Source organism: Leucobacter komagatae (assembly GCF_006716085.1).
GTDB lineage: Bacteria > Actinomycetota > Actinomycetes > Actinomycetales > Microbacteriaceae > Leucobacter > Leucobacter komagatae.
Genome location: NZ_VFON01000001.1, coordinates 3058258 through 3083465, shown reverse-complemented (window position 1 = coordinate 3083465; position 25208 = coordinate 3058258). Strand labels below are relative to the sequence as shown.

The window sequence follows — 25208 nt, the reverse complement described above, 5'->3', positions numbered from 1 at the left end:
GCCATGCCCACCTTCACCGATCCCGTCGCAGGCGCCACGGAAGCCTACGAGGCGATGCGGGCGCTCGCGCACGCCAGCCGCACCTTCGACCAGCCGGAGGACATGTACGGGGTGCTCGGCGATCTCCTCGGCAGCGTCCGATCCCTCGAACAAGTCCTCACCCAGATCGCCACCGCCCACGAGAACCTGTGCGACCGCGCTGCCGACGACGCCGGAGACCGCGCCGCGGGCGTCCGTGACGCGCTCGCGACCGCCGGGGAGCTCCAGCAGGCGGCAGCGCTGATTGGTGAGGCGGAACGACGCCTCGACGCGGCATCCGCGGCAGCGGGTCGGATCGCCTGGCCCCCCACCATAGAGGTGCAGGAGGATGCGGGGCGGGTCATCAACGTGGTCTTCCTGCAAGGCGGCGAAGCAGACCGGCTCCTCGATCTCATCGACCATGGCGGCGCCGATGCCGTGATCCAGGAGCTCGCGGGTTACGACTCCGGTGACGAGACCGTGGATGCCGCACTCGAGAACGGGTACGTCTACGACACGCCCCCGCAAGGGTCCCTCGACCGCACCGTGCAGTTGGACGCCTACACGCTGGTCTACAACCAGGACCACCGGCACCTCGGCCTCTACCGCCAAGCAGATGCCCTCCCGTCCCCGGTGCTCCTCGGCCTCGAAGACCCCCGCCACGCCGCCACCACCGCCGAACTACCGTCATCTGCGACCGCCGCTGCCTCTGGGGTGCGGGCGGGGCCGATCCTCGCGCGCGAGGCCGCGCGGGTAGAATCGCGGCGAGAACGCCTCGGCGCCCCGCACATCCACCGTCAGCAGCCCGGCAGGCAGGCCGGGCGGGGGCTCGGCCGATGAGCAACGACACCGACGCGGGACGTCTGCATACCTCGGTGCTCGTCGGCCCCGAAGGAGAACTCCGCCGGCACCGGAAAGCCCGCGCCCAGGCCGCCGCCCGCATCCACGCCGAAGCCCGCGCCGAAGCCGTGGCGAGGGCGCGGGCGGAGGCGGCAGCAGCACGCGAAGCCCGCCGTGCCACTCGCTACCTGCCGCGTGCCGGAGAGGACGGGGCGGCGTCGTTGCGCACGCCGGGCAGGTTCCGGCTCCCACGCCACCAGGACACCTCAGCGACCTTGTCGGGGCATTACCCGTTTCTCGCCGAAGGCGGGCTCGGCTCGGCCGGCACCTTCATCGGGCAAGACCTCTACTCCGGCGGGTCATTCGTGTACGACCCGTGGGAGCTGTACCGGCAGGGCGTCATCACCGCCCCGAACGTGATCTTGGCCGGGATCGTCGGCAGCGGGAAGTCGTCGCTCGCGAAAGCGCTCTACACGCGGGCGCTGCCGTTCGGGCGGCGCGTCTACGTCCCCGGCGACCCCAAAGGCGAGCACACCCCCGTCGCCCGCGCCGTCGGCGGTCGCGCGATCGTCCTCGGCCCCTCGCTCCCGACCCGCTTGAACCCGCTCGATGAGGGATACCGGGCCGCGGGCATCCCGGACGCCGACTGGGCGGCGCAAGTCGCCGCCCGCCGCCGCGACCTCATCGGCGCGCTCGCGGAAACCGTGCTCGACCGGAGGCTCACCCCGGTCGAGCACACCGCGATCGACATCGCCCTCGCAGACACGGTCAGATCGGCGGAGGTGCCGATCCTCCCGATGGTCGTCGACCGCATCCTCACCCCCTCACCGACAGACGACCCCGACGACCGGCTCGCAGAAGACGGGCGGATGCTCGGGCACGCACTCCGAAGACTGGTCGCAGGGGACCTCAGCGGCCTGTTCGATGGGCCGTCGACGGAGAAGTTTGACCCGACGTTGCCGATGCTCTCCCTCGACCTGTCCCGCGTCTCCGAGAACAGCGCCCTGCTCGCCGTGCTCATGACCTGCTCGGCGGCATGGATGGAATCAGCGCTCCAAGACCCCTCCGGCGGGCAGCGCTTCGTCGTCTACGACGAAGCCTGGCGCCTCATGTCCTACCCAAGCTTGCTTGCCCGCATGGATGCGCAATGGCGGCTCGCCCGCCACTACGGCATCAGCAACCTGCTCATCTTCCACAAGCTCACCGACCTGGAGAACGTCGGCGACCAAGGCTCCCGAATGAGGGCGCTCGCGTCGTCGCTGCTCGCGAACGCCGAAACGAGAATCGTGTACCGGCAAGAATCCGACCAGCTCAGCGTCACCGCGCAGACCCTCGGACTCACCGGCACCGAACGATCCCTCCTCCCAGGACTCGGCATCGGGCAGGGGCTCTGGAAGATCAAAGACCGCAGCTTCGTCGTGCAAGCGCAGTTGCATCCCGCCGAGCTAGAGCTCTTTGACACCCGCGCCCGGATGCTCTAGGTTCCCCGTAAGTTCAGGATTTCTGAAGGCGATTCAGCGTGAAGATGCGGGTCGACGGGCCGCTGGAGTGCGCGTGAGGGTGCATGTTCGTGGAAGATGCACCCTCACCTCGTGCTTCTGCAGGGTCAGCTGTGGTGCGGCGTTCAACGAGGAGGGTGTCACGCCAGCGTCCGGCGTATGGCCCGGCTTCCATGCGGGCGATGCGTTCTCTCCGTCCGACGACGCGGAACCCGGCCCGCTCATGGAGGCGCAAGCTTGCGGTGTTCTCGGGGAAGATCGACGATTGGACCGTCCAGACCCCCACCTGGTCCGCGAGTTCGAGGAACGCGGTCAGGAGAGCTGAGCCGACTCCGTGCCCTGCAGCATCCGGGTGGATGTAGATGGAGTGCTCGACGACGCCCGCGTACACGGCCCGCGCCGAGACGGGTGAGGCGGCGGCCCACCCGAGAACCTGCCCCTCGGAGTCGACGGCGACGAGGCTGAGTTCCGGGCGTTTGCCGGTGGCGAAGGCGGCCCAGGTGTTGGGTGGAGCGGTTTCGAAGGTGGCGTGCCAGGTCGCGATCCCGGCCCGGTAGATGTTCTCGACCTCGGGCCAGTCAGCCTCGACCATCGGCCTGAATTGGAGCGACTCCATCAGGCCGTGAATGCTCGGGCTGCGTCGACAAGGGTGCCGGTCGTGGGCTGGTAGTACGCCCACTTGCCGCGCTGCTCACGGGTGACGAGCCCGGCCTCGACAAGGAGCTTCATGTGGTGCGACACGGTCGGCTGCGACAGCCCGACGGGTTCGGTGAGATCACACACGCACATCTCCCCGCTCGCACTCGCGGTGATGAGCGAGAACAGCTTGATCCGGTTCGGGTCGCCGAGCGCTTTGAACACCTTCGCGAGCTGCTGCGCGGTCGCGTCATCGACCATCGGATATGCCGCAGGGGCGCAGCACGGCCCCTGCGCGGGTGTCGTGTCAATCGTCGAGCGGAGAGCAGCCATGCTTCCATTCTGCCTCACGTATTGACAGATGTCGATGCGTTCGGCAGGCTTGTCACATCGAAGAACATCAATGCATGGAGGTTGATATGGATTCCGTCGTCGTCATCGGCGCGGGCCCGCAGGGACTCGCGGCGGCCGCGCACCTGCTCGAGCGCGGCCTGAACCCGCTCATCCTGGAAGCCGGCACTGGGCCGGCCTCGGCGGTGGCCGAATGGGGGCACGTGCGGCTGTTCTCGCCGTGGACGGAGCTCACCGATGCGGCGTCGCGACGCCTGCTGGAACCCACCGGCTGGATGGCGCCCACTCAGGGGTATCCGACCGGCGCGCAGTGGATCGAGCAGTACCTCGCGCCGCTCGCGGAGACCCTCGGTCATCGCATCCGGTATGGGGCGCGGGTGATCGGCGTGGGGCGCAAGGGCCGCGATCTCTCGGTTGATGCGGGACGCGCTGAGCAGCCCTTCATCGTGCACGTCGAGCCCGCGGACAGCAGCGAGGAGCGGATCGAAGCACGCGCCGTGATCGACGCCTCGGGCACCTGGCGGACGCCCAGTCCCGCCGGCGCCGACGGGCTTCCCGCCCTCGGCGAGCGTGCAGCGATCGAGGCAGGCCTCATGGAGCACCGCATGCCCGCGATCGAGGATGCCAGTGCGCTGGCGGGTCAGCATGTCGTGGTGGTCGGCAACGGGCACTCAGCGGCGACCACGATCGGGATCCTGTCCAGGGTGGCCAAGCGCGAACCCGGAACACGGATCAGCTGGGTGCTGCGCCGCGGCACGGTCGGCAACACCTTCGGCGGCGGCAGCGCCGACGAACTGCCCGAGCGCGGCGCGCTGGGCCAGCGCGCGAAGAAGGCCGTCGAAGACGGCCTCGTGGACCTCGTCACCGGGTTCCGCACTGAACAGGTCGTCATCGACGGCGGCCAGGCAGTACTGGTTGCAGAGGACGGCCGACAGCTCGCGCCTGCGGCGCGGGTGTTCGTCGCCACAGGGTTCCGCCCCGACCTATCCTTCCTCTCCGAGATCCGTCTCGACCTCGACATGCGCCTGCAGGCCCCGACGCGCATCGCCGCGGAGGTCGACCCAAACGTGCACTCCTGCGGCTCCGTCCGGGCCACCGGCGCGGCCGACCTCGAGCAGCCCGAGCCGGGGTTCTACATCGTGGGAGCGAAGTCCTACGGACGCGCGCCGACCTTCCTCGCCCTGACCGGCTTCGAGCAGGTACGCAGCGTCGTCGCCGCGATCGCCGGAGACCGCGAAGCCGCCGAGCGCGTGGAGCTCGCCCTGCCCGACACGGGCGTGTGCGGAGGCTCCGGCCTCTTCGACGCGCCCGACGAGCAGTCCGCGGCCGGGCCCTGCTGCGCGCCTGCGCCGCAGCTCATCCAGCTGGGGGCACCACCCCTGGTCCACTGATACCCAAATAGTCAGCATTCGCTGTATGATCAGTGAATGCTGACCATTGCTTCACGCCTCGACGTCATGAACCGGCTCGGCCGGGCCATGGCGGACCCGACGCGCTCCCGGATTCTGATGACCCTGCTCGACGGGCCGAGCTACCCGGCCGTGCTCTCGCGCGAGCTGGAACTGACCCGCTCGAACGTGTCGAACCACCTGACATGCCTGCGCGACTGCGGGATCGTGGTCGCGGAGCCAGAGGGGCGGCAGACGCGTTACGAGATCGCGGACCCGCACCTGGCGGCGGCGCTGACCGCTTTGGTGGACGTGACGCTCGCGGTGGACGAGCACGCGCCTTGCATGGATGCCCAGTGCACCGTGCCGGGCTGCTGCGGGACGGGAGCAGGCGCATGAGCACTGCGTGCGGCTGCGAGCACGACGAGCCCGAGACCGCGGACGCCGAAGAAGCCGAGGAGGCGGAGCGCCCTTGGTGGCGGGACCGCGGGATCATGGTCCCAGTCTTCTCCGGCACCGCCTTCCTGACCGGCCTGGTCCTGGAGTGGTCCGGGCTCGAGATCCCGGCGCTGGTGGCGTTCTGGATCGGTTTGCTGCTGGGGGCGTCAACGTTCACGCCGGGCGCGATCCGGAAGCTGTTCACGGGCAAGCTCGGCATCGGCCTGCTGATGACGATCAGCGCGGTCGGCGCGGTGATCCTCGGCTATGTCGAGGAAGCCGCAGCTTTGGCGTTCCTCTACTCGATCGCCGAGGCGCTGGAGGACAAGGCGATGGACCGCGCCCGCGGCGGGCTGCGGGCATTGCTCAAGCTCGTCCCCGAGACTGCGACCATCCGCCACGACGGAACAGCCGTCGAAGTCCCGGCGAAGGATCTCCATGTAGGTCAGCTGATGCTGGTGCGGCCGGGCGAGCGGATCGCGACCGACGGGATCGTCCGCACGGGGCGCTCCAGCCTGGACACCTCCGCGATCACCGGGGAGTCGATCCCGGTCGAGGTCGAGCCCGGCGACGCCGTGTCGGCGGGTGCCATCAACACCGCCGGGGCGCTGGAGGTCGAGACGACCGCGGCGGGCACCGACAACTCGCTGACCACGATCGTCGAGCTCGTGGAGCAGGCGCAGGCCGAGAAGGGCGACCGCGCCCGCCTCGCCGACCGCATCGCCCGGCCATTGGTGCCCGGCGTGCTGATCCTCGCCGCGCTCGTGGCAACCCTCGGGTCGCTGCTCGGCGACCCGGAGCTGTGGATCACCCGCGCCCTCGTGGTGCTGGTGGCGGCGTCGCCCTGCGCGCTGGCGATCTCCGTGCCACTGACAGTGGTCGCCGCGATCGGGTCGGCGAGCAAGTTCGGCGTGATCATCAAGTCCGGGGCCGTGTTCGAACGATTCGGCGTGATCCGCCACGTCGCCGTCGACAAGACCGGCACCCTGACCCGCAACGAGCCCGCCGTCACCGCCGTCCTCACCGCCGACGGGATCACCGAGGCGCGGGCGCTTGCCTGGGCGGCCGCGCTGGAGCAGCACAGCACCCACCCGCTCGCGGCCGCGATTACCGCGGCCGCTCCAGATGCCCCTGCGGCCGAGGGCGTGGCGGAGCAGGCCGGGCACGGCATCGAGGGCAAGCTCGACGGCGCGCGGATCACGGTCGGCAGCCCCCGCTGGCTGGACGCCGGGTCGCTCGGCGACCAGGTGGCAGGCCTGGAAGAGCAGGGCATGACGGTCGTGATCGTCCACCGCGACGACGTCCCGGTTGCCGCGATCGGCGTCCGCGACGAGCTGCGCCCCGAGGTCCCCGAGGTCGTGCGCACCCTCGCGACCCAGGGCATCGGGATGACGATGCTCACCGGCGACAACGCCCGCACCGCACGTGCCCTCGCTGCGGAGGCCGGGATCGAGGACGTCCGCGCCGAGCTGCGCCCCGAGGACAAGGCCACCGCGATCAGCGAACTCGGTAAGAAGAACGGCTCGGTCGCGATGATCGGCGACGGCATCAACGACGCCCCCGCCCTGGCCGCCGCAGACATCGGCATCGCGATGGGCGCGACCGGCTCCGATGCCGCGATCGAGTCGGCCGACGTGGCGTTCACCGGCCATGACCTGCGGCTGCTGCCGCGCGCGTTCGACCACGCCCGTCGGGGGCGGCACATCATCAACCAGAACATCATCCTGTCGCTGCTGATCATCACCGCCCTGCTCCCGCTCGCCCTGTTCGGCGTCCTGGGGCTCGCAGCGGTGGTCCTGGTGCACGAGATCGCCGAGGTCGTCGTCATCCTCAACGGCCTGCGCGCCGCCCGGACTCGGAAGGAGCCGACCGCATGAAGGTCGAACTGCTGCACATCGTCGACTGCCCGAACACAGCTGTCGCTGAGGAGCACGCGCGCGCCGCCCTGGACGCTCTCGGGCTCGCGGACGTGCCCGTCGAGCTGGTGACGATTCGAACCGAGGCCGAGGCGGCGGATGCTCCGTTCGGAGGCTCGCCCTCGATCCTCGTCGACGGCGTCGACCTGTTCCCCACGGCCCCGGTTCGCTCGCTCGCGTGCCGGGTCTACGCGACAGGAAGCGGGTACGCCGGAGCGCCCACGCAGGAGCAGATCGAAGCAGCGCTGCGAGGCGCATCCCGGTAGAGCGAGAACGACCGGTGACGCGATCACTGGGTCACACCTCACGGCAAAGCGGTGTTCGCCGCGTGGATCGAGAACCCGGAAACAAAGCGGAGGGGGGTAGGGCCGCTGGCCTCTACCCCCTCCGCTGCTCGCAGTCCCTCAGACGAGCAGTTCGGCGAGGAGGGTTTCGACGCGGCCCTTGATGTCGTCGCGGATCGGCCGCACCGACTCGATGCCCTGACCGGCGGGATCGTCGAGCTTCCAGTCTTCGTACCGCTTGCCCGGGAAGAACGGGCAGGCATCGCCGCAGCCCATCGTGATCACCACGTCGGAGTCCTGCACCGCTTCGGTGGTGAGCACCTTGGGCTGTTCGGCGGTGATGTCGATGCCCTCTTCGCGCATCGCCTCGACCGCGACGGGGTTGATCTGGTCGGCGGGCATGGATCCGGCGGAGCGGACCTCGACGCGGTCGCCCGCGAGCTCGCGGAGCCAGCCTGCGGCCATCTGGGAGCGGCCGGCGTTGTGGACGCAGACGAAGAGGACGGAGGGCTTCTGGTCGGTCATGGTTTTCGCATCTTTCAGTCGGTGAGGGTGGCGAGGAGGCCGCGGACGCGGCCCTCGATGTCGTGGCGTATCGCTTCGACTCCCTCGGGCGAGGCCAGCGCAGGGTCGCCCACGGCCCAGTCCTCGTAGCGGACGCCGGGGATGATCGGGCAGACGTCGCCGCAGCCCATGGTGACCACCACGTCGGCCGCGCGTACGGCGTCGTCGGTGAGGGGCTTCGGGAACGCCGTCTCGGCCTCCTGCTCGCCTTCGATCTCGGTGAGCAGGGAGCGCACGTGCGGGTGCACATCCGAGGCAGGGGTGGAGCCCGCGGAGCGCGCGATCACGCGGCCGTCGGCGAGCTGGTTGACGATCGCGGCGGCGAGTTGGGAGCGGCCCGCGTTCTGCACGCACACGAACAACACCCGCGGCACCCCGGCCGAGCGGTCCCGCGTCAGGTCGGTGAGGCGCTGCCGGGCGAACCGTTCGGTCAGCGGGATCATGTGCGCCGTCAGTTTGGCCGAACGGACCAGGCCGGCGTAGGACTCGCGGACGATCGCGATCACGAGTTCTCGGTTCAGCCCGGTCAGCTCGTCGGCGAGCTCTTCGGCGAGCCGCGTCACGCGGGCGTCCATCTGCTGCAGGGCCGCGACCCGTGCTGCGGTGTCCTCGGGCTCGTCCGTTGTGGCCGCGGCGGGGGCGAACGCGTCGAGGAGGGCCGCGACGGCGCGCTGCTTGCCCGGCGCGATGCGGTAGTACACCCAGGTGCCGCGCCGCTTGGACAGCAGCATCCCGGTCTCTTTCAGCACCTTCAGGTGGTGGGAGACGGTCGGCTGGGACACGTCGGCGAGCTCGGCGAGGTCGCATACGCAGGACTCGCCGCGCGGGTCGGTCGCGATCGCGGAGAGCATCCGCAGCCGCAGCGGGTCAGCGAGCGCCTTCAGCGCCCCGGCCACGGTCGTGGCGGCCTCGGTGCCGATGGCGTGCGCCGTGGACGGCGCGCACGCGTCGGCGTCAGAGATGACGGTCGTGTCGGTCATGACGTCCTCGATTCGGTGGCGTAGGGGTCGGTGTGGAACCAGGCCTTCGCGGCCCAGAGCGAGACGTAGACCAGGCCCACGAGCACCGGCACCTCGATGAGCGGGCCGACGACCCCGGCCAAGGCCTGGCCGGATGCCGCGCCGAAGGTGCCGATCGCGACCGCGATCGCGAGCTCGAAGTTGTTGCCCGCCGCAGTGAACGCGAGCGTCGTCGACCGTGCATACCCCAGGCCGAGCCCCTTGCCGAGCAGGATGCCGGCGAACCACATCAGTACGAAGTAGACCAGCAGCGGCAGCGCGATCCTGGCGACGTCCATCGGGCGCGAGGTGACCTGCTCGCCCTGCAGCGCGAACAGCAGCACGATCGTGAACAGCAGCCCGTACAACGCCCACGGCCCGATCACGGGGAGGAACTTCTCCTCGTACCAGTCGCGCCCCTTGCGCTTCTCGCCGACGAAACGGGACGCGAAGCCCGCGGCGAGCGGAATACCGAGGAACACGAGCACATTCAGCGCGATCTGCCAGACCGAGACATCCAGACCCTGCGCGTCCAGTCCCAGCCAGCCCGGCAGCACGGTCAGGTAGAACCAGCCCAGCACCGAGAACATCACGACCTGGAAGACGGAGTTGATCGCGACCAGCACCGCGGTCGCTTCCCGGTCACCGCACGCGAGGTCGTTCCAGATCACGACCATCGCGATGCAGCGGGCGAGTCCGACGATGATCAGCCCGGTCCGGTACTCCGGCAGGTCCGGCAGGAAGATCCAGGCGAGCGCGAACATCACCGCGGGCCCCACGAGCCAGTTCAGCACGAGCGAGGAGAGGAGCAGCTTCTTGTCCCCGGTGACGGCGGCGACCCTGTCGTAGCGGACCTTCGCGAGCACCGGGTACATCATCACCAGCAGGCCCAGCCCGATGGGGATCGAGATTCCGCCGACCTCCATCGCGGAGAGCGCGTCCGAGAGCGCGGGCACGAAGCGTCCGAGCAGGAGGCCCGCGACCATGGCGAGGCCGATCCAAAGCGGCAGCCACTTGTCGAGAGTGGAGAGCCGCTTCGGGGCGGTGCGGGTCCGGGTGTCGGTCATGCGAGCAGCTCCTCGATCTTCGCGGCGTAGACGGGCTTCGGGTGCGCGCCGATCAGCACGTCCACGCGCTCCCCGTTCCGGTAGAAGCCGAGGGTCGGGATCGAGGTCACCCCGGCCGCGGTCACGGTCTCGGGGTTCTGGTCGGCGTCGACCTTCACGATCCTCACCCGGCCCGCGTACTCGCCGGCGAGCTGGTCCAGGATCGGGGCGATCGCCCTGCACGGGCCGCACCAGGTCGCCCAAATGTCGACCACGACAGGCAGCTCGGACTCGAGCACCTCCGCCCGGAAAGTAGCGTCGGTGACAGGGATGACGGTGCTCATGCGGAGACCTCCAAAGCAAGCTCGGAAACGGTGGCGGGTGCGAGGTTCGACAGGTAGTGCTGGGCGTCCTGCGCGGCCGCGCAGCCGGTGCCCGCGGCGGTGATCGCCTGCCGGTACGTGTGATCGACGAGATCCCCGGCCGCGAACACCCCGGCCAGGTTCGTCCGCGTCGACGGGTGCGCGACCCGCACGTACCCGTCCGCGTCGGTGTCGACCTGCCCGGTCACGAGCTCGGAGCGCGGGTCGTGCCCGATCGCGACGAACACCCCCGTCGCGTCGAGCGTGCGCTCGGCCCCGGTGACGGTGTCGCGCAGCGTGAGCCCGGTGACCTGCTCGTCGCCGAGGATCGCGGCGACCTCGCTGTTCCAGGCGACCTCGATCTTCGGGTCGTCGAGCACGCGCTGCGCCATGATCCTCGACGCGCGGAACTCGTCCCGGCGGTGCACCACGGTCACCTTCGATGCGAACCGGGTGAGGAACAGGGCCTCCTCCATCGCGGAGTCCCCGCCGCCGACCACGACGATCTCCTGCTCCCGGAACAAGAACCCGTCGCAGGTCGCGCACCACGACACACCGTGCCCGGACAGGCGCTCCTCCTCGGGAAGGCCGAGCTTGCGGTACGCGGAACCCATCGTCAGGATCACCGCCCGCGCCCGATACGTCGCCCCGGCACCGGTCTCGATGGTCTTCACGTCGCCGTCGAGTTCGAGGCGGACCGCGTCGTCGTAGACGATCTCGGCGCCGAACCGCTCGGCCTGTGCCCGCATCGACTCCATCAGCTCCGGGCCCTGCACGCCGTCGACGAAGCCCGGGAAGTTCTCCACCTCGGTCGTCGTCATCAGCGCACCGCCCGCGGTCACCGAGCCCGCGATCACGACCGGCGCGAGGCCCGCACGGGCGGCGTAGACCGCCGCGGTGTACCCCGCAGGACCGGACCCGACGATGAGTAGTTCGACCTCTTGAATAGACATGCATCTATATTGACGCATGTCGAAGCAAGCGGCAAGTCTGCGCAGCGCATCTGGGCGGGTGTTTGCCGAAGATTCATCTCCCGCGGCGCCTACGCACTGTCGGCCATGATGTTCTGTGGTCCCGTGCTGGTGTGGGAGTAGCGAAGTGCGGTCTCGACGCTGATGCCGAAGAGGTCACAGATGCGCCTGACGTCGCCGCCGGTCTGCTCGACTTCGTAGAGAATCCGGTCGGTGCGGAGTGCTTGCGCGGTCACGCCGGCTTTCTTCCAGGGGAAGTTCCGGCTGGGCGGTGAGAGACGGGGTGCGGTCTGGGTGGTGACGAGCATGTAGGGGTTCTTCGTCTCGGGCCAGCGTTTGGCTCGGTGATCGAGCCAGGCGGCCAGGCGGACAAGAACGGGCTTGGCGAGCGGGATGAAGCGGCCATCGGGCATCCGCAGACGTCCGTCGATGATGTCGGTGAGCTTGATGTGCTGCACTTGCGAAGTCATCAGAGCGTGGAAGGCGACGAGGGAGACGGCCAGCGCGATCGCGGGGTCGGGATTGGTGAGCGCGTCGCGGATCGCGGTGGGTTCCATCGGCAGCGGGAGGTTGCGTCTGGGGCCGCGCAGCGGAATCGCTTTCGTCGGGACGGTGAAGACCAGCTTGCGACCGTGCAGGATCGTGAACAGGCTGCGGAAGCCGAGCATCATGGCGTGACGGCGCGAGGGGTCGTCAGGAAGGGCGGCGAGGATGTCTTCGGTGCTGATCCCGGCGAGGCTGGTGCGGCCTTCTTCGACCCAGCGAGTGATCGCGGGGAGGATGCCGTACATCTGGCCCTTGACGGTCATCGTGTCGCGGGGCTGACGGCGCGGCGGAGTCTTGGAACCGTCGACCATGATGTCTCGCCAGAGCTCGAGCTGGGATCGCATCGGCTCGGGCAGTGCGTGGGTCTTGCGTTCGAAGAGCTTGGTGAACGAGGGCACCCGGTCGTCAGTGAGGAGCCCGGCGTCTTCGAGGACTTCGATGGTGGAGCGGATGTTGCTGCCGTCGTCGTAGCGGCGCATCGAGAGGATGTCGGAGGCGCGGAAGCGCAGATTCGCGCCGGGGAACACGAGTTGCAGGACTTTCAGGGTGCGCCTGACCTGGTTGGTCTGGCGCTTGCTCCATGCGTACTCTCGGGCTCGGGCGTAGAGGAAGTGGTCGGTGCGGCTGGTGATGTCGCGCAGCCTGATCTCGTTGGAGCGCTGCCGGAGACGTTCGGGGTCGGGGTCGATATGGAACAGCACCGGTTGGTGGCTGGCCGGTTCCGGCGGCGGGGTGCTGATGACCTTGAGCGCTTCGCGGATGCTCATCGCCATCGGCAGGTGGAGTTCCGCGGGCTGACGGGAGTCGTTCACCGAGGCGAGGAAGAGCTGCTGGCCGTACTTGCGTGCCGTGTCGAGGTCGAGCGGTTCGCCGAGTCTCTGGTGGTAGCGGGCGGTTTCCAGGCAGAGCCGGCAGTAGCCCTGTTCACCGATAGTGACCTCGCGGTGGCAGGAGATGCACTCACCTTGCGGGTAGTGGGTGAACCACCAGCGGCACTTCCAGCACCGCCAGTTGTGCCTGCGGTAGACGCCCCAGGCGAGGCAGTCGCGGCAGGAGCCGATGAAGCCGGGGCTGCCGGGGTGGCAGTGAGCGCAGAGGCCTTGGCTGTAATACTCGGCCGATCCGCACTTGCTACAGGCCGGCGGTGTGAACGGGCCGCCGGGGATGCAGTCGTAGCAGAAGTCGATTCGGGGTGTGAGCCACGCGGCCGGCTTGACCCCGCACGCGGTGCAGGGCAGCGGCGGACTCAGGGGTCCGTTCGGGCCGCGTGCCGGGCTCATAGCGGCGGGGCGGGCCGATCGTTCTTCGGGCCGAACCGGGGCGTGACGATGCTCGTGTTCCCGTTAGCTTCTTCCCGTTCGCGGGCGCCGGGCTTGCGGGCGCGGACCTTCTCGGGTTCGGGTACGAGGAGATCGGTCGGCTCGCAGCCGAGGACATGGCAGATGACGTCGAGGTCGTCCAGCCGGATCGTGGTTGGGGTGCCCGTCCACAGCCCCGACATCTTGCCCTGGCTGATCTCTAGCCCGGCGTCGGCGAGCATCCGCCGTAGCTCCGTCGACTTCCAGATGCCGCGCTCGGCGGCCTGGACTCGCAAGTTCCATTTCATCGCGCGGTCATCCCTTCGAATCGGTCTTCCAGCCGTTGGTTCGCTTGCATCCACGAGTTCTCTACGTGCTCGCCCGGGACGTGGATGTACTGCGTCGTGGTCGAGAGCCACTGATGGCCCAGCAGCTCTTGCAGCGCCTTCAGATCCATACCCGCCAGATACAGAGAAGACGCGCAGTAGTGCCGGAGCACATGCGGCGTCATTCGCCCGTCGGCCCAGGCAGGCAGGAACCGCTCAGTGGCTCGGGCCAGGCCTCGTCGGAGCACGTCATCGCTGGCCCGCCAGGAACGGCCGAGTTCGTGATCGAACCGTTCCGACGGGATCATCGGGGCATCCGGGTTGTCCCAATCGGGTCCGAACCGGTGTCGCACATCGCCGAGCCACCAGTCGATGAGCTTGTCCGCCCCGTTGATCGCGGGCACCAGGCGCTGCTTCGACCCGCGTCCGCGCGAGCCTTTGCCGAACCGGACATGCAGCTTGCCCAGCGCCCCGAGATCGGGCCGCCAATCACGGAGGTCGAGCTTCGTGCCCTCGGTGATGCGCACCCCGACCCTGCGCCAGAGCGACGCAGCGAAGTAGTTCCGGGCAGCGGGCAGGTAGCGTCGCTCGTCTTGAAGTGAGGCCGCCCAGCCGCCGAACAGCCGCTCAATCTCCGCGTCCGAGGGCGGCACCCTGACCTTGCCGAGCGACGACCCGGACTGCCGGTTGTACTCGTCGACGGGCTGCTCGATCACCCACTCGGTGAGCGCATGGATGTCGCCTTGATAGCGGGCGATAGCGAAGTCGTAGAACTGCGCGATCGCGCCCGCCTTGCCGGCTCTGGTCGTGACGGCCAGCCCTGCTCGACGTAGCCCGGCCAGGAAAGCGTCCGCGTCAGAAGGCTTGGCCTGCCAGACCGGGGCGTCGAGATGGTGACGGAACTCAAAGACGACCGCCCTGGACTGCGCGATGTACCCGTCACTGAGTCCAGCGGCAGCCATCGCGAGAGCGTGCTGATCGATGATCTCCTGCTCGAAGTCCGCAGCATCTTCCTCGGACCGCCAACCCCTGGCAGTTCCGATGCTCCGCACCGCGGCGAGCTTCATCGCCCCGCAGCTTCACGAATCGTGACCATGCATCAAGAATACAGCGAATTCGTCAGGATTTTGTGATGGATTGTCGAGAATCGTGACGGCTGTGGAGTCCAGCCTGGGGGCTGGGAAGACGCACCTGGCGGGCATGAAACTCAGTCAAGAAGATGCGGGTCTAGAGACAAAAAAGGCGGTGTCAGCGGTGCTAGTAAGCGTCCTCAGTCCAGTACGCGTACATCCTGCCATCGCTGGTAATGCCACGTTCGTAACCAATTGCGCTCGACCAGCGCGATGCGAGATCGCAGAGATCCGTTAGCACCGCGGCAAGTTGTTCTTTCGACATCGGCTCGTGTGCTGGCCGCAGTTCGTGGAATTTGTTGCTCCAAAGGGGCCACGCTGTCCCCAAGTAGCGATCCCACTTCTCAGGGATGATTTCGGGAAACGCCGGTTCTCCGTCCTCGGCAAGTCCGAGTTCTGAAGAAAGGTACGCGATCACACGAATGAACCCGCTCACTGCAATATCACTCCGACGAGCGGCACCGTCGAGGTCCAATGCCCAGGTGGATTTGGCTGCGGTTAGTTCGGACGAGAGATGATCGATCGCGGCTCCAAGGTCATCCTGGTGGCGAAACACTGGCGGCGTAAACTCTCGAGTGTGCCGCTCGATGCGGAAGTCATCCATGTATGCGGCGACGATATCGGCCCAGCCAGCTGCCGTTGGCTCTAGGCGAGTCAGATTTCGGTACTGTTGGTCGTCTTCGTTACGCAGTCGCAGAAGCATATGCCCTGCTTCATGTCGAGCGAGATGTTTCGCCGTCTTCCTGGCATTGTCTACGAGTCCTTCGAGGTCTTCATGATCCCCTGGAGGACTGACAAATATCTGCGCACCAAGAACGATGTCGAAGATGCCATCTTCGCGCGGAAGGGTGATTCCACCTACATGACCGGCTCCGCGATTGGTCGTATACGCGTTTCCCTCGTGTCGGCCTTCGATCGCGTTCACCGTCGCCGCAATGTCGCCCGTGAGCACCAGCCGCCACTTACTGAAGTCGGGTACAAGCGCATAGATCTCCGGGACGATCTCATTGAAGAGGTTGTATTCGTGGATGAGTAGCGATAGTCCGTCGTGCAACAACTGGTCATGGTCTACATGTTCCACGGCTAGAGACAGCTTTCCCTCGCCTTTGCCTGCATCCATTTGATCGCCCTTCGGAACGTCGTCTCAGTCTGCGCTTAGCTCCGCGATCAGTGGACCATGCCCCGACTTCGCAGCCTGATTCGAGGCTACCGTCAGAACAGCTAGCTTCTACACGATTCACTTGCCGAACAGGTCGCCATGTTCCGCATTCGGCTGCTACCGGCAGCTCCCGGCTTCCTGGGGCATCTCGGGCGTGGACGTCCCGCGCACCTTCATGGTGGCTGTCGTCATTCCGGCGGCGGCGTTCACGTTTAATCAGGAGTAACCTCATGTCGCTTCCCATTTCCGCGCCACCCGACACGATGCCCCCGCCGGGCCGCACGAGCACCCGGTTCGCTGCGATGCTGACGATCCTGCTCATGCTCATCAGCGGCCTCTTCTTCATCCCGACCCCGGCGCAGGCCGCGACCCTGGGCGTCGGCTACGGCAACGAGGACCTGTGGCTCGGGTCGTTCTCGTCGCATGGCCGGCAGGCGTACTGCATGGACCTCGACGCGCTCCCACCCTGGGGCAACACGCAGCATCCCGAGCTGAAGACCACCCTCGACTCGCTCTCTGCCACCGAGCTCGCGCGCCTGAACTACGTCATGGGCCGCTGGGGCGAAAGCAGCGACCCGAACATCACTGCGGCAGTGCAGATGTACGTGTGGGATGTTGCCGACCATGGCAACTACGTGGGGCGTGGAGGCGACGGGCACTTCATCACTCGGGTGCCCGCGAATGTGCAGGGCACGGTGCTCGGCAATCTTGCCGCGATGCGGGACGCGGCGGCCGCGAATGCGACCGTGAACCCGTCGGTGCGGATGTCTGTCACGATGGATGACCAGTACCAGGGGCAGCTCACGATCAGCGCGAATCCGGGATCACTGAGCGGAGTGGTGTCGCTGAATCACGCGACGTTCTCTGACGGGTCGACCTCGGCTACGCTCGGTCCGGGCACCCACCGGATCGTCGGCATCCCGCCGGAGGGGGCGCCGGAGTACCGGGTGCAGGCGTCGTTCACTGCGTCTCATGTCGGGCTCGGCGCGGGGGTGGATCTCTTCTACACGCCCGGGGAGCAGCGTATCCTCGCGTCGGCGAGCTTCAAGCCGCTGCTCGTGACTGCGCAGTCGCCGGTGATCCCGCTGGACTTTCAGCCCGTGATCGAGACGGTAGTGGATGCGAAGTTCGTGCAGGCCGGCGACGTGTTCACCGACAAGCTGAACGTCACCGTGACGAAGCATTCGTGGATCAAGGTGAACGGCAGCGCCGTGCCGGTGCTCGCCGAAGGCACTCTCTACGGGCCGTTCGACGCGCAGCCGGCCGAAGCGAACGCACCCCCAGAAGGTGGGCCCGTGCTCGGGACGGAGTCGCTGACGCTCACGCACCCCGGGAACTATGTCTCGCCGGGCACGCTCACGGCCCCGGAGTCGGGGTTCTACACATGGGTGTGGAAGATCGACAAGACCAAGCAGGGTGCGAACGCGAAGTACCTCACCGATTCCTTCGCGGATCGGTTCGGGCGGGTGGCGGAGACCTCGGCCACGCCGTTCCAGCCGGAAGCGGTATCGCAGGCGAACGGGCGGCTGGTGACGCCCGGCGACCGGGTGACGGATACGATCACGGTCTCCTCGACCAATGGCGCCTGGCTGAAGCACAACGGTGAGCCGATCCCAGTGGTCTTCGAGGGCACTGCCTACCAGGTACCCGGCACCCTCCCGCCTGTGCGGGGTGCTGAGGTGCCGGCGGGCGCGGTGCCGATCGGCACCGTGCAGGTGACTGCGACGGGGCCTGGCGAGTATGAGTCTCCCGAAGTGGTGCTGCCGGATGCGGGGTTCGTGACCTGGGTGTGGGAAGTGAAGAAGAGCAGCCAGCCGGAGTGGGTGCGCCTCTACCTCGCCGCGGATTGGCAGGACGAGTACGGCATCAACATCGAATCGCACTCCGTCAGGTGGCCGCTCACGATCACCTCGGAGGTCCGCGAGTACAACGTCCACAAGAACGGGCGCGCGTTCGACCGAATCACCGTCACCGGGTTCCCCGACAATCACCCGGAGTTCACGGGCGACGGTTACTGGGGTCCCGACGAGCAGGAACTCGAGCACACCGTCTACGGCCCGTTCCAGACCGATGCGGAGCTGACCGACGATCTCGATCTGTCGGACACGCCGGTGCTCACGCGGATCACGACGCCCGCGAAGAACGGGGTCTACGACATCGGCTACACCGACGAGGACCGCATCCAGCCGACCGAGGCCGGCTACTACGTCATCGTCACGCGGTTCGCGGGCGACGACCGGGTGCAGCCCTTCACGAGTTCGCCGGCGGATATCTGGGAGCGGTTCTACGTTCCAGGCGACGAGCAGCCGGTGTCGGTGATCACGCAGGCCACCCCTGTCGCGGGGGTCGGTGAGGAGTTCGACGATGCCGCCCTCGTGCAGGGGTCGAAGGTCCCCGCGGGCGCGTACCTCGTGTTCCGCGCCTACGGCCCCCACGACCCGGACGCTGAGCCGGTCTGCGAGGCACCGTTCTTCACCTCGGAGAAGATTCACGTGACCCAGGCCGGCATCTACCGCTCCGGGAAGACGAGCGTCGACCGGGCCGGGCACGTCTACTGGGTCGAAACCCTCTACGACGCCACGGGCAAGGTCATCGCGGAAGGGAAATGCGGTGCACCGGGTGAGACGACGGTCGTGACCGAGACGCCGCCGGAGGTGCCGCCTGTGCCGGAGCAGCCGGGGCTTCCGGAGAAGCCGTCGGAGCTGGCCGTGACTGGGGGCGGGTTCCCGTGGCTGATCGCCGCTGGCGGCGTGGTCGCGCTCCTCGCGGCCGGAGTGACGCTGTGGTTCGGCCGCAGGCTTGCGCTCCTCCGGGAGCGCAACGGATATGTGAGAGAGGAGGACACCGGTATCGAAGACCTCATGAACCAGTAACCCCAGCACCCCCATGATGGGCGGGGCGCAGACCATTCCCCAGGGTCTGCGCCCCGCCCTTTTCGCGTGTCCGCCCGGCGCACCTGTCCTCTGACAGTGACGGCAGTGCAGGAGGCGGCGATGAGCGAGTACACGGCAGACACGATCGCGCGGATCACGCTCGCCGTGCTCACCGAGCCCGGCGATCCGGTCACCGGGCAGCTCGTGCAGGCCATCGGCGTCACGGAGACGCTCGCGCTGATCCGCGACCCCGGCGCAGCGATCCCGTCACAGGTCGACCCCGTGGCCGGGGTGAGGTGGCGGCAGCAGGCCGCCGCTCAGCAGAAGGACGCGCTCACCGGTGAGCTGATCGGCCTGACCGAGCGTCACGGCCTGCGCATCCTCACCCCGCACCGCCCCGGCTGGCCCGCAGCCCTCGCAGACCTCGGCCACGCGGCCCCGCTCATGCTGTGGACGAAGGGCAACCCGGAACTGCTCACCGCCTCCCTCACGTCCCGGGTGACGATCACCGGCGCCCGCGCCGCCACCGGCTACGGGGTGCAGCTGACTCGAGAGTTCGCGGCGCAGCTCGTCGCGTCGCCGCGCATCCTCGTCTCGGGCGGCGCCTACGGCATCGACGCCGAAACCCACCGCGCAGCCCTCGCTGCGCGTTCGGCCTCGACGATCGCGGTGCTCGCGGGCGGCCTGGACCGGCCGTATCCGCGAGCACACGAAGACCTGTTCCGCCGCATCACCGAGCACGGCGGCCTCCTCCTTACCGAGGCCCCGCCCGGATACGCGCCGACGAAGGGCCGGTTCGAGGCACGTTCGCGGTTGCTCGCCGCCCTCTCCGCAGCGACGGTGATCCCGGAGGCCGGGGCACGGTCGGGAAGCCTCCGGGTCGCGGTCGCCGCCTACGAACTCGGCCGGCAGCTCGGCGCGATCCCTGGGCCGATCACGTCCGCGAACTCGGCCGGCTGCCACCGGCTCCTCGCCGAAGGCCTCGCAGAAGTCACCACAAGCGTCGGAGATATCGAAGCGATGCTCGACCCGACGCCAGCGGCGTACCGGCTCCCGCCGGCATATCAGCAGGCCGCCCGCCGCGCCGCCCCCGACCCAGACCGCGGCACGGGCCGGCCCGCGCTCTGAAATCTCTGGCTCGCATCCTTGCCGCCCACGTCGCGCCGTTCCTGGCGTGTTTCTTCCGGCCCGCTGGCGCCCCTTGTCTCGGGTCGATCTCTGCCTGCCCGTCTTGTGAAGGAGACCCTGTATGTCGAAGCGTGATCGTTCGAAGCCCGCCGGCCCGTCCGTGGTGATGGTGCGGATCGTCGTCGCCGAAGACGGCGCCCTGACCGTCACGGTTGACGGGGCGCCGTTTCTCCCGCCGGAGTTCTGCCCGCCGTGGCGGCGGGGATCGTTCCCGGCGATCGTGGACGCGATCCGCGAGCAGACCGGGTGCACGATCCGCGTCGATGTCGTCGAAACCGACGGCCGGACGATGACTGACTTCTACACCCCGCGCCCGCGCCGCACCCCGCCACCGTCGGAGGTCGCGGCACAGTCCGTCGAGCAGGTTCCGCAGTCGGCGGAGCCGATGCCGGTGGTGCCGCGTCTGGTGCAGTTCGCGGGGTCGGGGATGGTGCCCGGCGAGGACGTCGCGGTCGCGATCGTCATCGCGCACACCGAGACCGGTCCCGACGGCATCGCCCGCGCCCTGATCGATTCCCGCTACCTCGACCACGCACCCACCGGCGAAGTGATCCTCCTCGGCCGCATCTCCGCCACCGTCTGCATCGGAGCACCGCAGTGACCTCCCCGATCCGCCCGACCGGGAGCCTCGGCGACGAACTCACCAACGCCGCCCTAACCGGCCTCGCCGCCCTCGCCGTCATCGCCGTGATCCTCCGCGCGGCAGTCAGCGTCACCGCGTTCCTCACCGGCACTCCGCAACCCGAATCCGGGCTCGGCGCGGGCGCCGGGGTGTTCCTGCACCCCGCCGACCCTGGCGCCGCGCTTGGCGCGGCGGGCCTGAGCCCGGTTGTGTACTGGGTGGTCGCCGGCACCATGATCCTCACCGCCGGGGCTGCTGCGTGGTGGGTGTGGGCGGCGATCAGGCAGCACGGTCGCCGGCAGGCGATGGATCCGTACCGGATCGCCGGGATCGCGACCCGCGCCGAGGTCGCGAGAGCCGGTTCCCCGCGCGCGCTCCTTGCCCGTGCGGGGAATCTGCGGCCGTCGTTCGAGAACCCTGAGCCTTTGGAGGTCGGGTATCGGCTCGGGGTGTCGCGCGGGGTCGAGGTGTGGGCGTCGGTCGAAGACTCGATCCTGCTGATCGGGCCGCCCCGCTCCGGGAAAGGCGTGCACATCGTCATCAACTCGATCCTCGATGCTCCCGGCGCGGTCGTCACCACCAGCACGCGCCCGGACAATGTGACCGCCACGATCCGCGCGAGGGAGAAGGTGGGGCCGGTGGCGGTGTTCGATCCGCAGCATCTCGCCGACGGCATCCCCGCCGGGCTCCGCTGGTCGCCCGTCCGCGGCTGCACCGACCCCCTCACCGCGATGATCCGCGCCGCAGGGCTCGCCTCCGCCACCGGGCTCGGGAAAGGCGGGGTCGAGGGCGGCGACTTCTGGGAAGCGAAAACAAGGGTCGCGCTCCAATGCCTGCTCCACGCAGCCGCCCTCGACCAGCGCCAGCCCGCCGACTTGTTCCGGTGGACGCTCGACCCCGCCGCCGCCGGCGACGCCGTGTCGATCCTCGCCACGCACCCGCAAGCTGCCGGCGGGTGGGCGGAAGCGTTGCAGGCGATGATCGACGCAGACCCGCGCACGAGGGATTCGATCTGGCAGGGCGTCTCCCTCGCCCTCGCCGCCCTCGCAGACCCCCGCGTGCTCGATGCCGTCACCCCCGGCCCGGACGAGGTGTTCGACCCCGAAGACTTCCTCGCGAAGAAGGGCACCCTGTACCTGCTGGCGACCGCGGCAGGTGCGAACAACAGCGCCCCGCTGGTCGCGGCGCTCATCGAAGACGTGGTCGAGGCAGCCCGCCGCCTCGCCGCCCGCTCCGCAGGTGCGAGACTCGACCCGCCCTTACTGCTCTGCCTGGACGAGGTCGCGAACCTCAGCCCGTTGCCGTCGTTGCCGACGCTCATGGCCGAAGGCGGCGGCACCGGCATCACCACCATGCCCGTTCTGCAGTCGCTTGCGCAGGCGCGGGAGCAGTGGTCGGAGAACGCGGCCTCCGCGATCTGGGACGCCGCGATCGTGAAGATCATCCTCGGCGGAGCCTCCAACTCGAAAGACCTCCAGGACCTGTCCACGCTCATCGGGGAACGCGACGAGATCACCGACTCCACCACCGTCGGCGACCACGGCTCCCGCTCCGCGCAACGCTCGATCCGCCGCGTCCCGATCATGCCGCCCGACGCGATCCGCCGCCTCCCGTTCGGCACCGGCCTCGTGCTGCTGCGCGCGGCACCGCCGATCGTGACCCGGCTGCGCCGGTGGACCCAGCGCGCAGACGGGAAACACCTCGCAGCCGACCGGCGCGCAGTCGAAACACAACTCCACTACCGGCAGCCCACCACCCAGCCGGGCGCGGACGATCCGTCAGGCGCAGATGGTGCACCTGCTTCGTAGAGATGTCGCGCAGCGAGTGCGACCGTGAACGAGAAGGACAATGCGATGGACCCGCGCACCAAGACCGCTCTCCCCGGATATCTCTCCCGCACCCCGCAGCTCAAACGCCTCTCCGGCGGGCTCGCGCTGTTCATCGGTCAGATCGGGCAGAAACAGTACCGAGAAGAACCCGATGGAAGCCTGACGCTCTTGGGCGCCACGTACACGAAGCTCGTGCTGCTCGGCGAGCATGCGGAGGAAGCGTTCGCCGACTTCGTAGAGGGCGACGACGTAGTCGCCATCGGCAGCTTCAAGACGCGAAGCTACGAGCATCGCGGACAGAAGATCGAGGAGTGCCAGTTCCAGGCAGCCAAGCTCCTCTTCGATACCACGCGCGAACGCTACCGGGTCGAACGCAGGCCACGGCCCCGCGCGGAGGCGGCACGGGAGGCACCGCGGGCAGCGGGCACCGTCGAGTTCCGTGCGCCTCAGCCCGCCCGTGCGCTGACGCTGGGGCGGTGAGCGACATGAACGAAGCTCCCGATGTTCCAGGCGCCGAGGACGAAGCCAGCGAACACCTCGATCCCGAGATCGAAGACGACGACCTATACGACCTGGTGATGGCGCGCACCGTGCTGCCGGAGCCACCGCGGCCGATCAACTGGTATCTCCTCACCTCCGGTGACGCCGAAGCGGAATGGCTGGCATTGAATGAATGGGTCGATCAGCTTCGCCGCACCTACGGGCTGCCCGCCTCGGTGATTCCGCCGTTCTGGTACCGGCACCCCGAACTCGTGTGGGAGCTCTCCGCCTTGCACTTGCACTGGATCGCGAGCTACGACCCGGAGCAGGACGCTTCGGGGCCGATCGCCTGGCACACCGATTTCGCGCTCGCGCGGGAACGGCTCCGCGAGTGGGTATCGACCAGCGGCACCCGCCTTGACCGCGACCGCCCCACCCGGCAGACCACCTGGCCGGGAGAGGAACCCCAAGCGCTCATCGAAGACGAGCTGATCCCGAACCGAGCTATCGATTTCGTCGACTTCGTGGCCGCCGACGTGCAGGCGCGCCAGGACATCGAGGATGAGTTCATTCGCCTGAAGCGAGCGGCTGATCGTGCCCGCGACGACGAGCCAGGTTGAGCCGCTGTGGAACTCGCGAGAAGCAGCCGAGTTCCTGAACGTCTCGCAGGCGACCTTGTCGAGGTGGCGCAGACAGCACGAGGGGCCGCCATTCGTCAGCGTCGGCGGGATCGCCCGCTACAACCCGCCGACCGTGCGAGCCTGGGTACTGGAACGCGAGCGCGAGCATGGCTGACCCGCGCCAGCACAAGATGCCGCCCATCGGGGTGAAACTCTCCACCAGTATCGAGAGCCGCGGCAGCGGGTATCTCGCGCGCGTCCGCTGGACCGACCCGCACACGAAGAAGCGCCCCAGCCGCTCCGCGTTCGTCCCGACGCCCGAAGACGCGGAAGCGTTCTTCGTGACCATGCAGCAAGCGACCGAAACGGGAGCCGATCTGCTCGTCACGTTCGCGGACTACGTCGACTCGATCGGCGATCGCTGGCAGCGCGGCCTCGACACGACTTCCACCGTCGCGGGCTACGACGCCAGCCTCAGGCTCCGCGTCCTACCGGCGCTCGGCCACATCAAGGTCAGCAAGATCACCACCGGGCTGATCGATCGCACCATCGACCAATGGGAGACCGAACATCGCCCCTCCACCATCAAGACCTCCATCGGCGTGCTGGTACGAGTGCTCGACGTTGCCGTGCGAGACGAGGTGATCCCGTCGAACCCGGCGAAGAACCGGGCACGACGCGCGTTCAACCACGTCCCGGCGCTCGAACCCGGTTCCATGCGCGCATTCGCGATCCAGGACGTGGAGACGCTGAACGCTCTCGCCGCGAAATGTGCGGAGGTGCACCAGAGCTATTCGGATCACGTCATGCTCTGCGCGCTGCTCTCCGCTCGTGGCTCCGAAGTCTCAGGGCTCGAGGCCGGAGACATCGACTGGAAGAACCGCATCGTCAAGATCGAGCGGCAGATCTACCCCGGCAAGGGAGGGCTCGTTCGCAAGCAGACCAAGGGTCGCAAAACCCGATTCGTGCCGATCCTCGATGAGCTCGAACCAGTGCTCGCGCGCCTGTCTGGGGGCAAGAAGCCAGAAGACCCTCTCTTGCGTGGGCCTCGCGGCGGCGTGCTCACGACCGCGACCGTCCGAGACGCGACGAACTGGGATCAGATCGTGATCGATCTCGGCCTGCCGAACCTCACCCGGCACGGGCTCCGGCACACTGGCGCGACCTGGCTCGCCGATGCCGGGGTGCCGCTCCACGTGCTGCAGCGCATCCTCGGGCATGCGTCGATCGAGACGACCAAGGGCTACCTGCATCCCGATCACCGGCAGCTGAACGAGGCAGCCCAGCTCGCCAACCAGTTCCTCACGCGTCCGAAGACACGACAGCACAGGAAGGAGCCGCCCCGCCGCAACGGACCCCAGCTCTAACGAACAACCGCCGCACTCGGCTCCGAGCAGGGGCCGGGGCCTCAACCTGCCCGGATTCTGGCCCACTAGATTTCCACTTTTTGGCCCACTAGACCCGAATCTGACCGATGCTCGACCGAATCTCGAGGCGACTCACGGACCTGCTCAGGGACCCGCCCCGAGCTCCGGCGAAGGTCACCAGAAACGAGATAAGCCCTGACAAGAAATAGCTTCTCATCAGGGCTTTTTCGTCGGGTTGACAGGATTTGAACCTGCGACCCCCTGACCCCCAGTCAGGTGCGCTACCAAGCTGCGCCACAACCCGTTGTTTAGTTATTTTGGGCTACGGGAGAGGCTAATGCCTGTAACCCCCAGTCAGGTGCGCTACCAAGCTGCGCCACAACCCGTTGTTTCTTCAAGCGAGTCGGCCGAGGCCGCTCCGCTGCCGAAGCAACCTCTCTATCTTATCCATACTTTTGC

At 68.2% G+C, this 25208-nt stretch carries 26 protein-coding genes and 1 tRNA gene; 15 read left to right on the top strand and 12 right to left on the bottom strand.

What is annotated here, in order from left to right; genetic code table 11:
• Positions 1 to 3: 3 nt before the first annotated feature.
• Positions 4 to 858, top strand: a complete 855-nt coding sequence (locus FB468_RS13935) for a hypothetical protein (RefSeq protein ID WP_141887872.1) — start codon at positions 4 to 6, stop codon at positions 856 to 858.
• Complete coding sequence (locus FB468_RS13930; protein WP_141887871.1) at positions 855 to 2339, top strand: ATP-binding protein; 1485 nt, start codon at positions 855 to 857, stop codon at positions 2337 to 2339. The genes FB468_RS13935 and FB468_RS13930 overlap by 4 nt, the downstream gene beginning before the upstream one ends.
• A 13-nt stretch (positions 2340 to 2352) precedes the next feature.
• Here FB468_RS13930 and FB468_RS13925 read toward each other — a convergent pair whose 3' ends face one another.
• Together FB468_RS13925 and FB468_RS13920 are read right to left on the bottom strand one after the other, a co-directional pair.
• Positions 2353 to 2973, bottom strand: a complete 621-nt coding sequence (locus FB468_RS13925; protein WP_141887870.1) for a GNAT family N-acetyltransferase — start codon at positions 2971 to 2973, stop codon at positions 2353 to 2355.
• Complete coding sequence (locus FB468_RS13920; RefSeq protein ID WP_130109620.1) at positions 2973 to 3326, bottom strand: ArsR/SmtB family transcription factor; 354 nt, start codon at positions 3324 to 3326, stop codon at positions 2973 to 2975. Before FB468_RS13920 ends, FB468_RS13925 begins: the two co-directional genes overlap by 1 nt.
• A gap of 74 nt (positions 3327 to 3400) precedes the next feature.
• On the opposite strand from FB468_RS13920, the gene FB468_RS13915 reads away from it, so the two are divergent.
• The 4 genes from FB468_RS13915 to FB468_RS13900 are packed head-to-tail and all read left to right on the top strand — an operon-like array spanning position 3401 to position 7352.
• Positions 3401 to 4735: an NAD(P)-binding domain-containing protein gene (locus FB468_RS13915; RefSeq protein ID WP_141887869.1), complete on the top strand. Its 1335-nt coding sequence runs from the start codon at positions 3401 to 3403 to the stop codon at positions 4733 to 4735.
• Between the two features lie 36 nt (positions 4736 to 4771).
• On the top strand, positions 4772 to 5131 hold the full coding sequence (cmtR, locus tag FB468_RS13910) for a Cd(II)/Pb(II)-sensing metalloregulatory transcriptional regulator CmtR (protein ID WP_130109622.1): 360 nt from the start codon (positions 4772 to 4774) through the stop codon (positions 5129 to 5131).
• Complete coding sequence (locus tag FB468_RS13905; protein ID WP_211359139.1) at positions 5128 to 7047, top strand: heavy metal translocating P-type ATPase; 1920 nt, start codon at positions 5128 to 5130, stop codon at positions 7045 to 7047. The genes cmtR and FB468_RS13905 overlap by 4 nt, the downstream gene beginning before the upstream one ends.
• On the top strand, positions 7044 to 7352 hold the full coding sequence (locus FB468_RS13900; protein WP_141887867.1) for a hypothetical protein: 309 nt from the start codon (positions 7044 to 7046) through the stop codon (positions 7350 to 7352). Before FB468_RS13905 ends, FB468_RS13900 begins: the two co-directional genes overlap by 4 nt.
• A 138-nt stretch (positions 7353 to 7490) precedes the next feature.
• Here FB468_RS13900 and FB468_RS13895 read toward each other — a convergent pair whose 3' ends face one another.
• The 9 genes from FB468_RS13895 to FB468_RS13855 all read right to left on the bottom strand — a co-directional run bounded on the left by FB468_RS13895 (position 7491) and on the right by FB468_RS13855 (position 15731).
• The gene (locus FB468_RS13895; protein ID WP_130109624.1) at positions 7491 to 7895 is read right to left on the bottom strand and encodes an arsenate reductase ArsC; all 405 of its coding nucleotides are present in this window, start codon (positions 7893 to 7895) and stop codon (positions 7491 to 7493) included.
• Between the two features lie 14 nt (positions 7896 to 7909).
• On the bottom strand, positions 7910 to 8914 hold the full coding sequence (locus FB468_RS13890) for a metalloregulator ArsR/SmtB family transcription factor (RefSeq protein WP_141887866.1): 1005 nt from the start codon (positions 8912 to 8914) through the stop codon (positions 7910 to 7912).
• Positions 8911 to 9999 carry an ACR3 family arsenite efflux transporter gene (gene arsB, locus FB468_RS13885; protein WP_141887865.1) on the bottom strand — a complete coding sequence of 363 codons (1089 nt, stop codon included), beginning with the start codon at positions 9997 to 9999 and terminating at the stop codon, positions 8911 to 8913. The genes FB468_RS13890 and arsB overlap by 4 nt, the downstream gene beginning before the upstream one ends.
• On the bottom strand, positions 9996 to 10322 hold the full coding sequence (trxA, locus tag FB468_RS13880; RefSeq protein WP_130109627.1) for a thioredoxin: 327 nt from the start codon (positions 10320 to 10322) through the stop codon (positions 9996 to 9998). The genes arsB and trxA overlap by 4 nt, the downstream gene beginning before the upstream one ends.
• Positions 10319 to 11293, bottom strand: coding sequence for a thioredoxin-disulfide reductase (gene trxB / locus FB468_RS13875; RefSeq protein ID WP_141887864.1), 975 nt, complete (start codon positions 11291 to 11293; stop codon positions 10319 to 10321). Before trxB ends, trxA begins: the two co-directional genes overlap by 4 nt.
• Positions 11294 to 11382: 89 nt before the next feature.
• Positions 11383 to 13137: a hypothetical protein gene (locus FB468_RS13870; RefSeq protein ID WP_141887863.1), complete on the bottom strand. Its 1755-nt coding sequence runs from the start codon at positions 13135 to 13137 to the stop codon at positions 11383 to 11385.
• Positions 13134 to 13463, bottom strand: a complete 330-nt coding sequence (locus FB468_RS13865; RefSeq protein WP_130109630.1) for a helix-turn-helix domain-containing protein — start codon at positions 13461 to 13463, stop codon at positions 13134 to 13136. Before FB468_RS13865 ends, FB468_RS13870 begins: the two co-directional genes overlap by 4 nt.
• Positions 13460 to 14548: a tyrosine-type recombinase/integrase gene (locus tag FB468_RS13860; RefSeq protein ID WP_130109631.1), complete on the bottom strand. Its 1089-nt coding sequence runs from the start codon at positions 14546 to 14548 to the stop codon at positions 13460 to 13462. The genes FB468_RS13865 and FB468_RS13860 overlap by 4 nt, the downstream gene beginning before the upstream one ends.
• 190 nt (positions 14549 to 14738) lie before the next feature.
• Positions 14739 to 15731 (bottom strand): hypothetical protein, encoded by a 993-nt coding sequence (locus FB468_RS13855; protein ID WP_141887862.1) that lies wholly within the window; start codon positions 15729 to 15731, stop codon positions 14739 to 14741.
• Positions 15732 to 15852: 121 nt separating this feature from the next.
• On the opposite strand from FB468_RS13855, the gene FB468_RS17170 reads away from it, so the two are divergent.
• The 9 genes from FB468_RS17170 to FB468_RS13815 all read left to right on the top strand — a co-directional run bounded on the left by FB468_RS17170 (position 15853) and on the right by FB468_RS13815 (position 24749).
• The gene (locus FB468_RS17170) at positions 15853 to 15996 is read left to right on the top strand and encodes a hypothetical protein (protein WP_170219738.1); all 144 of its coding nucleotides are present in this window, start codon (positions 15853 to 15855) and stop codon (positions 15994 to 15996) included.
• Positions 15997 to 16000: 4 nt separating this feature from the next.
• Positions 16001 to 18643, top strand: a complete 2643-nt coding sequence (locus tag FB468_RS13850) for a hypothetical protein (protein WP_246055899.1) — start codon at positions 16001 to 16003, stop codon at positions 18641 to 18643.
• Between the two features lie 120 nt (positions 18644 to 18763).
• On the top strand, positions 18764 to 19771 hold the full coding sequence (locus FB468_RS13845; RefSeq protein ID WP_141887861.1) for a DNA-processing protein DprA: 1008 nt from the start codon (positions 18764 to 18766) through the stop codon (positions 19769 to 19771).
• Positions 19772 to 19892: 121 nt separating this feature from the next.
• Positions 19893 to 20432: a hypothetical protein gene (locus FB468_RS13840; RefSeq protein ID WP_141887860.1), complete on the top strand. Its 540-nt coding sequence runs from the start codon at positions 19893 to 19895 to the stop codon at positions 20430 to 20432.
• Positions 20429 to 22261 carry a type IV secretory system conjugative DNA transfer family protein gene (locus FB468_RS13835; protein WP_141887859.1) on the top strand — a complete coding sequence of 611 codons (1833 nt, stop codon included), beginning with the start codon at positions 20429 to 20431 and terminating at the stop codon, positions 22259 to 22261. Before FB468_RS13840 ends, FB468_RS13835 begins: the two co-directional genes overlap by 4 nt.
• A 24-nt stretch (positions 22262 to 22285) precedes the next feature.
• Entirely contained in the window at positions 22286 to 22762 is a 477-nt protein-coding gene (locus FB468_RS13830; RefSeq protein WP_141887858.1) for a hypothetical protein, read from the top strand.
• A 5-nt stretch (positions 22763 to 22767) separates the two neighbouring features.
• A complete protein-coding gene (locus tag FB468_RS13825; RefSeq protein WP_141888374.1) occupies positions 22768 to 23382 on the top strand; it encodes a hypothetical protein in 615 nt (204 codons plus the stop codon).
• Positions 23357 to 23557: a helix-turn-helix domain-containing protein gene (locus FB468_RS13820; protein WP_141887857.1), complete on the top strand. Its 201-nt coding sequence runs from the start codon at positions 23357 to 23359 to the stop codon at positions 23555 to 23557. The genes FB468_RS13825 and FB468_RS13820 overlap by 26 nt, the downstream gene beginning before the upstream one ends.
• Positions 23550 to 24749 carry a tyrosine-type recombinase/integrase gene (locus FB468_RS13815; RefSeq protein WP_141887856.1) on the top strand — a complete coding sequence of 400 codons (1200 nt, stop codon included), beginning with the start codon at positions 23550 to 23552 and terminating at the stop codon, positions 24747 to 24749. The genes FB468_RS13820 and FB468_RS13815 overlap by 8 nt, the downstream gene beginning before the upstream one ends.
• 230 nt (positions 24750 to 24979) lie before the next feature.
• Here FB468_RS13815 and FB468_RS13810 read toward each other — a convergent pair.
• Positions 24980 to 25053, bottom strand: a tRNA-Pro gene (locus FB468_RS13810).
• Positions 25054 to 25208: the final 155 nt, after the last annotated feature.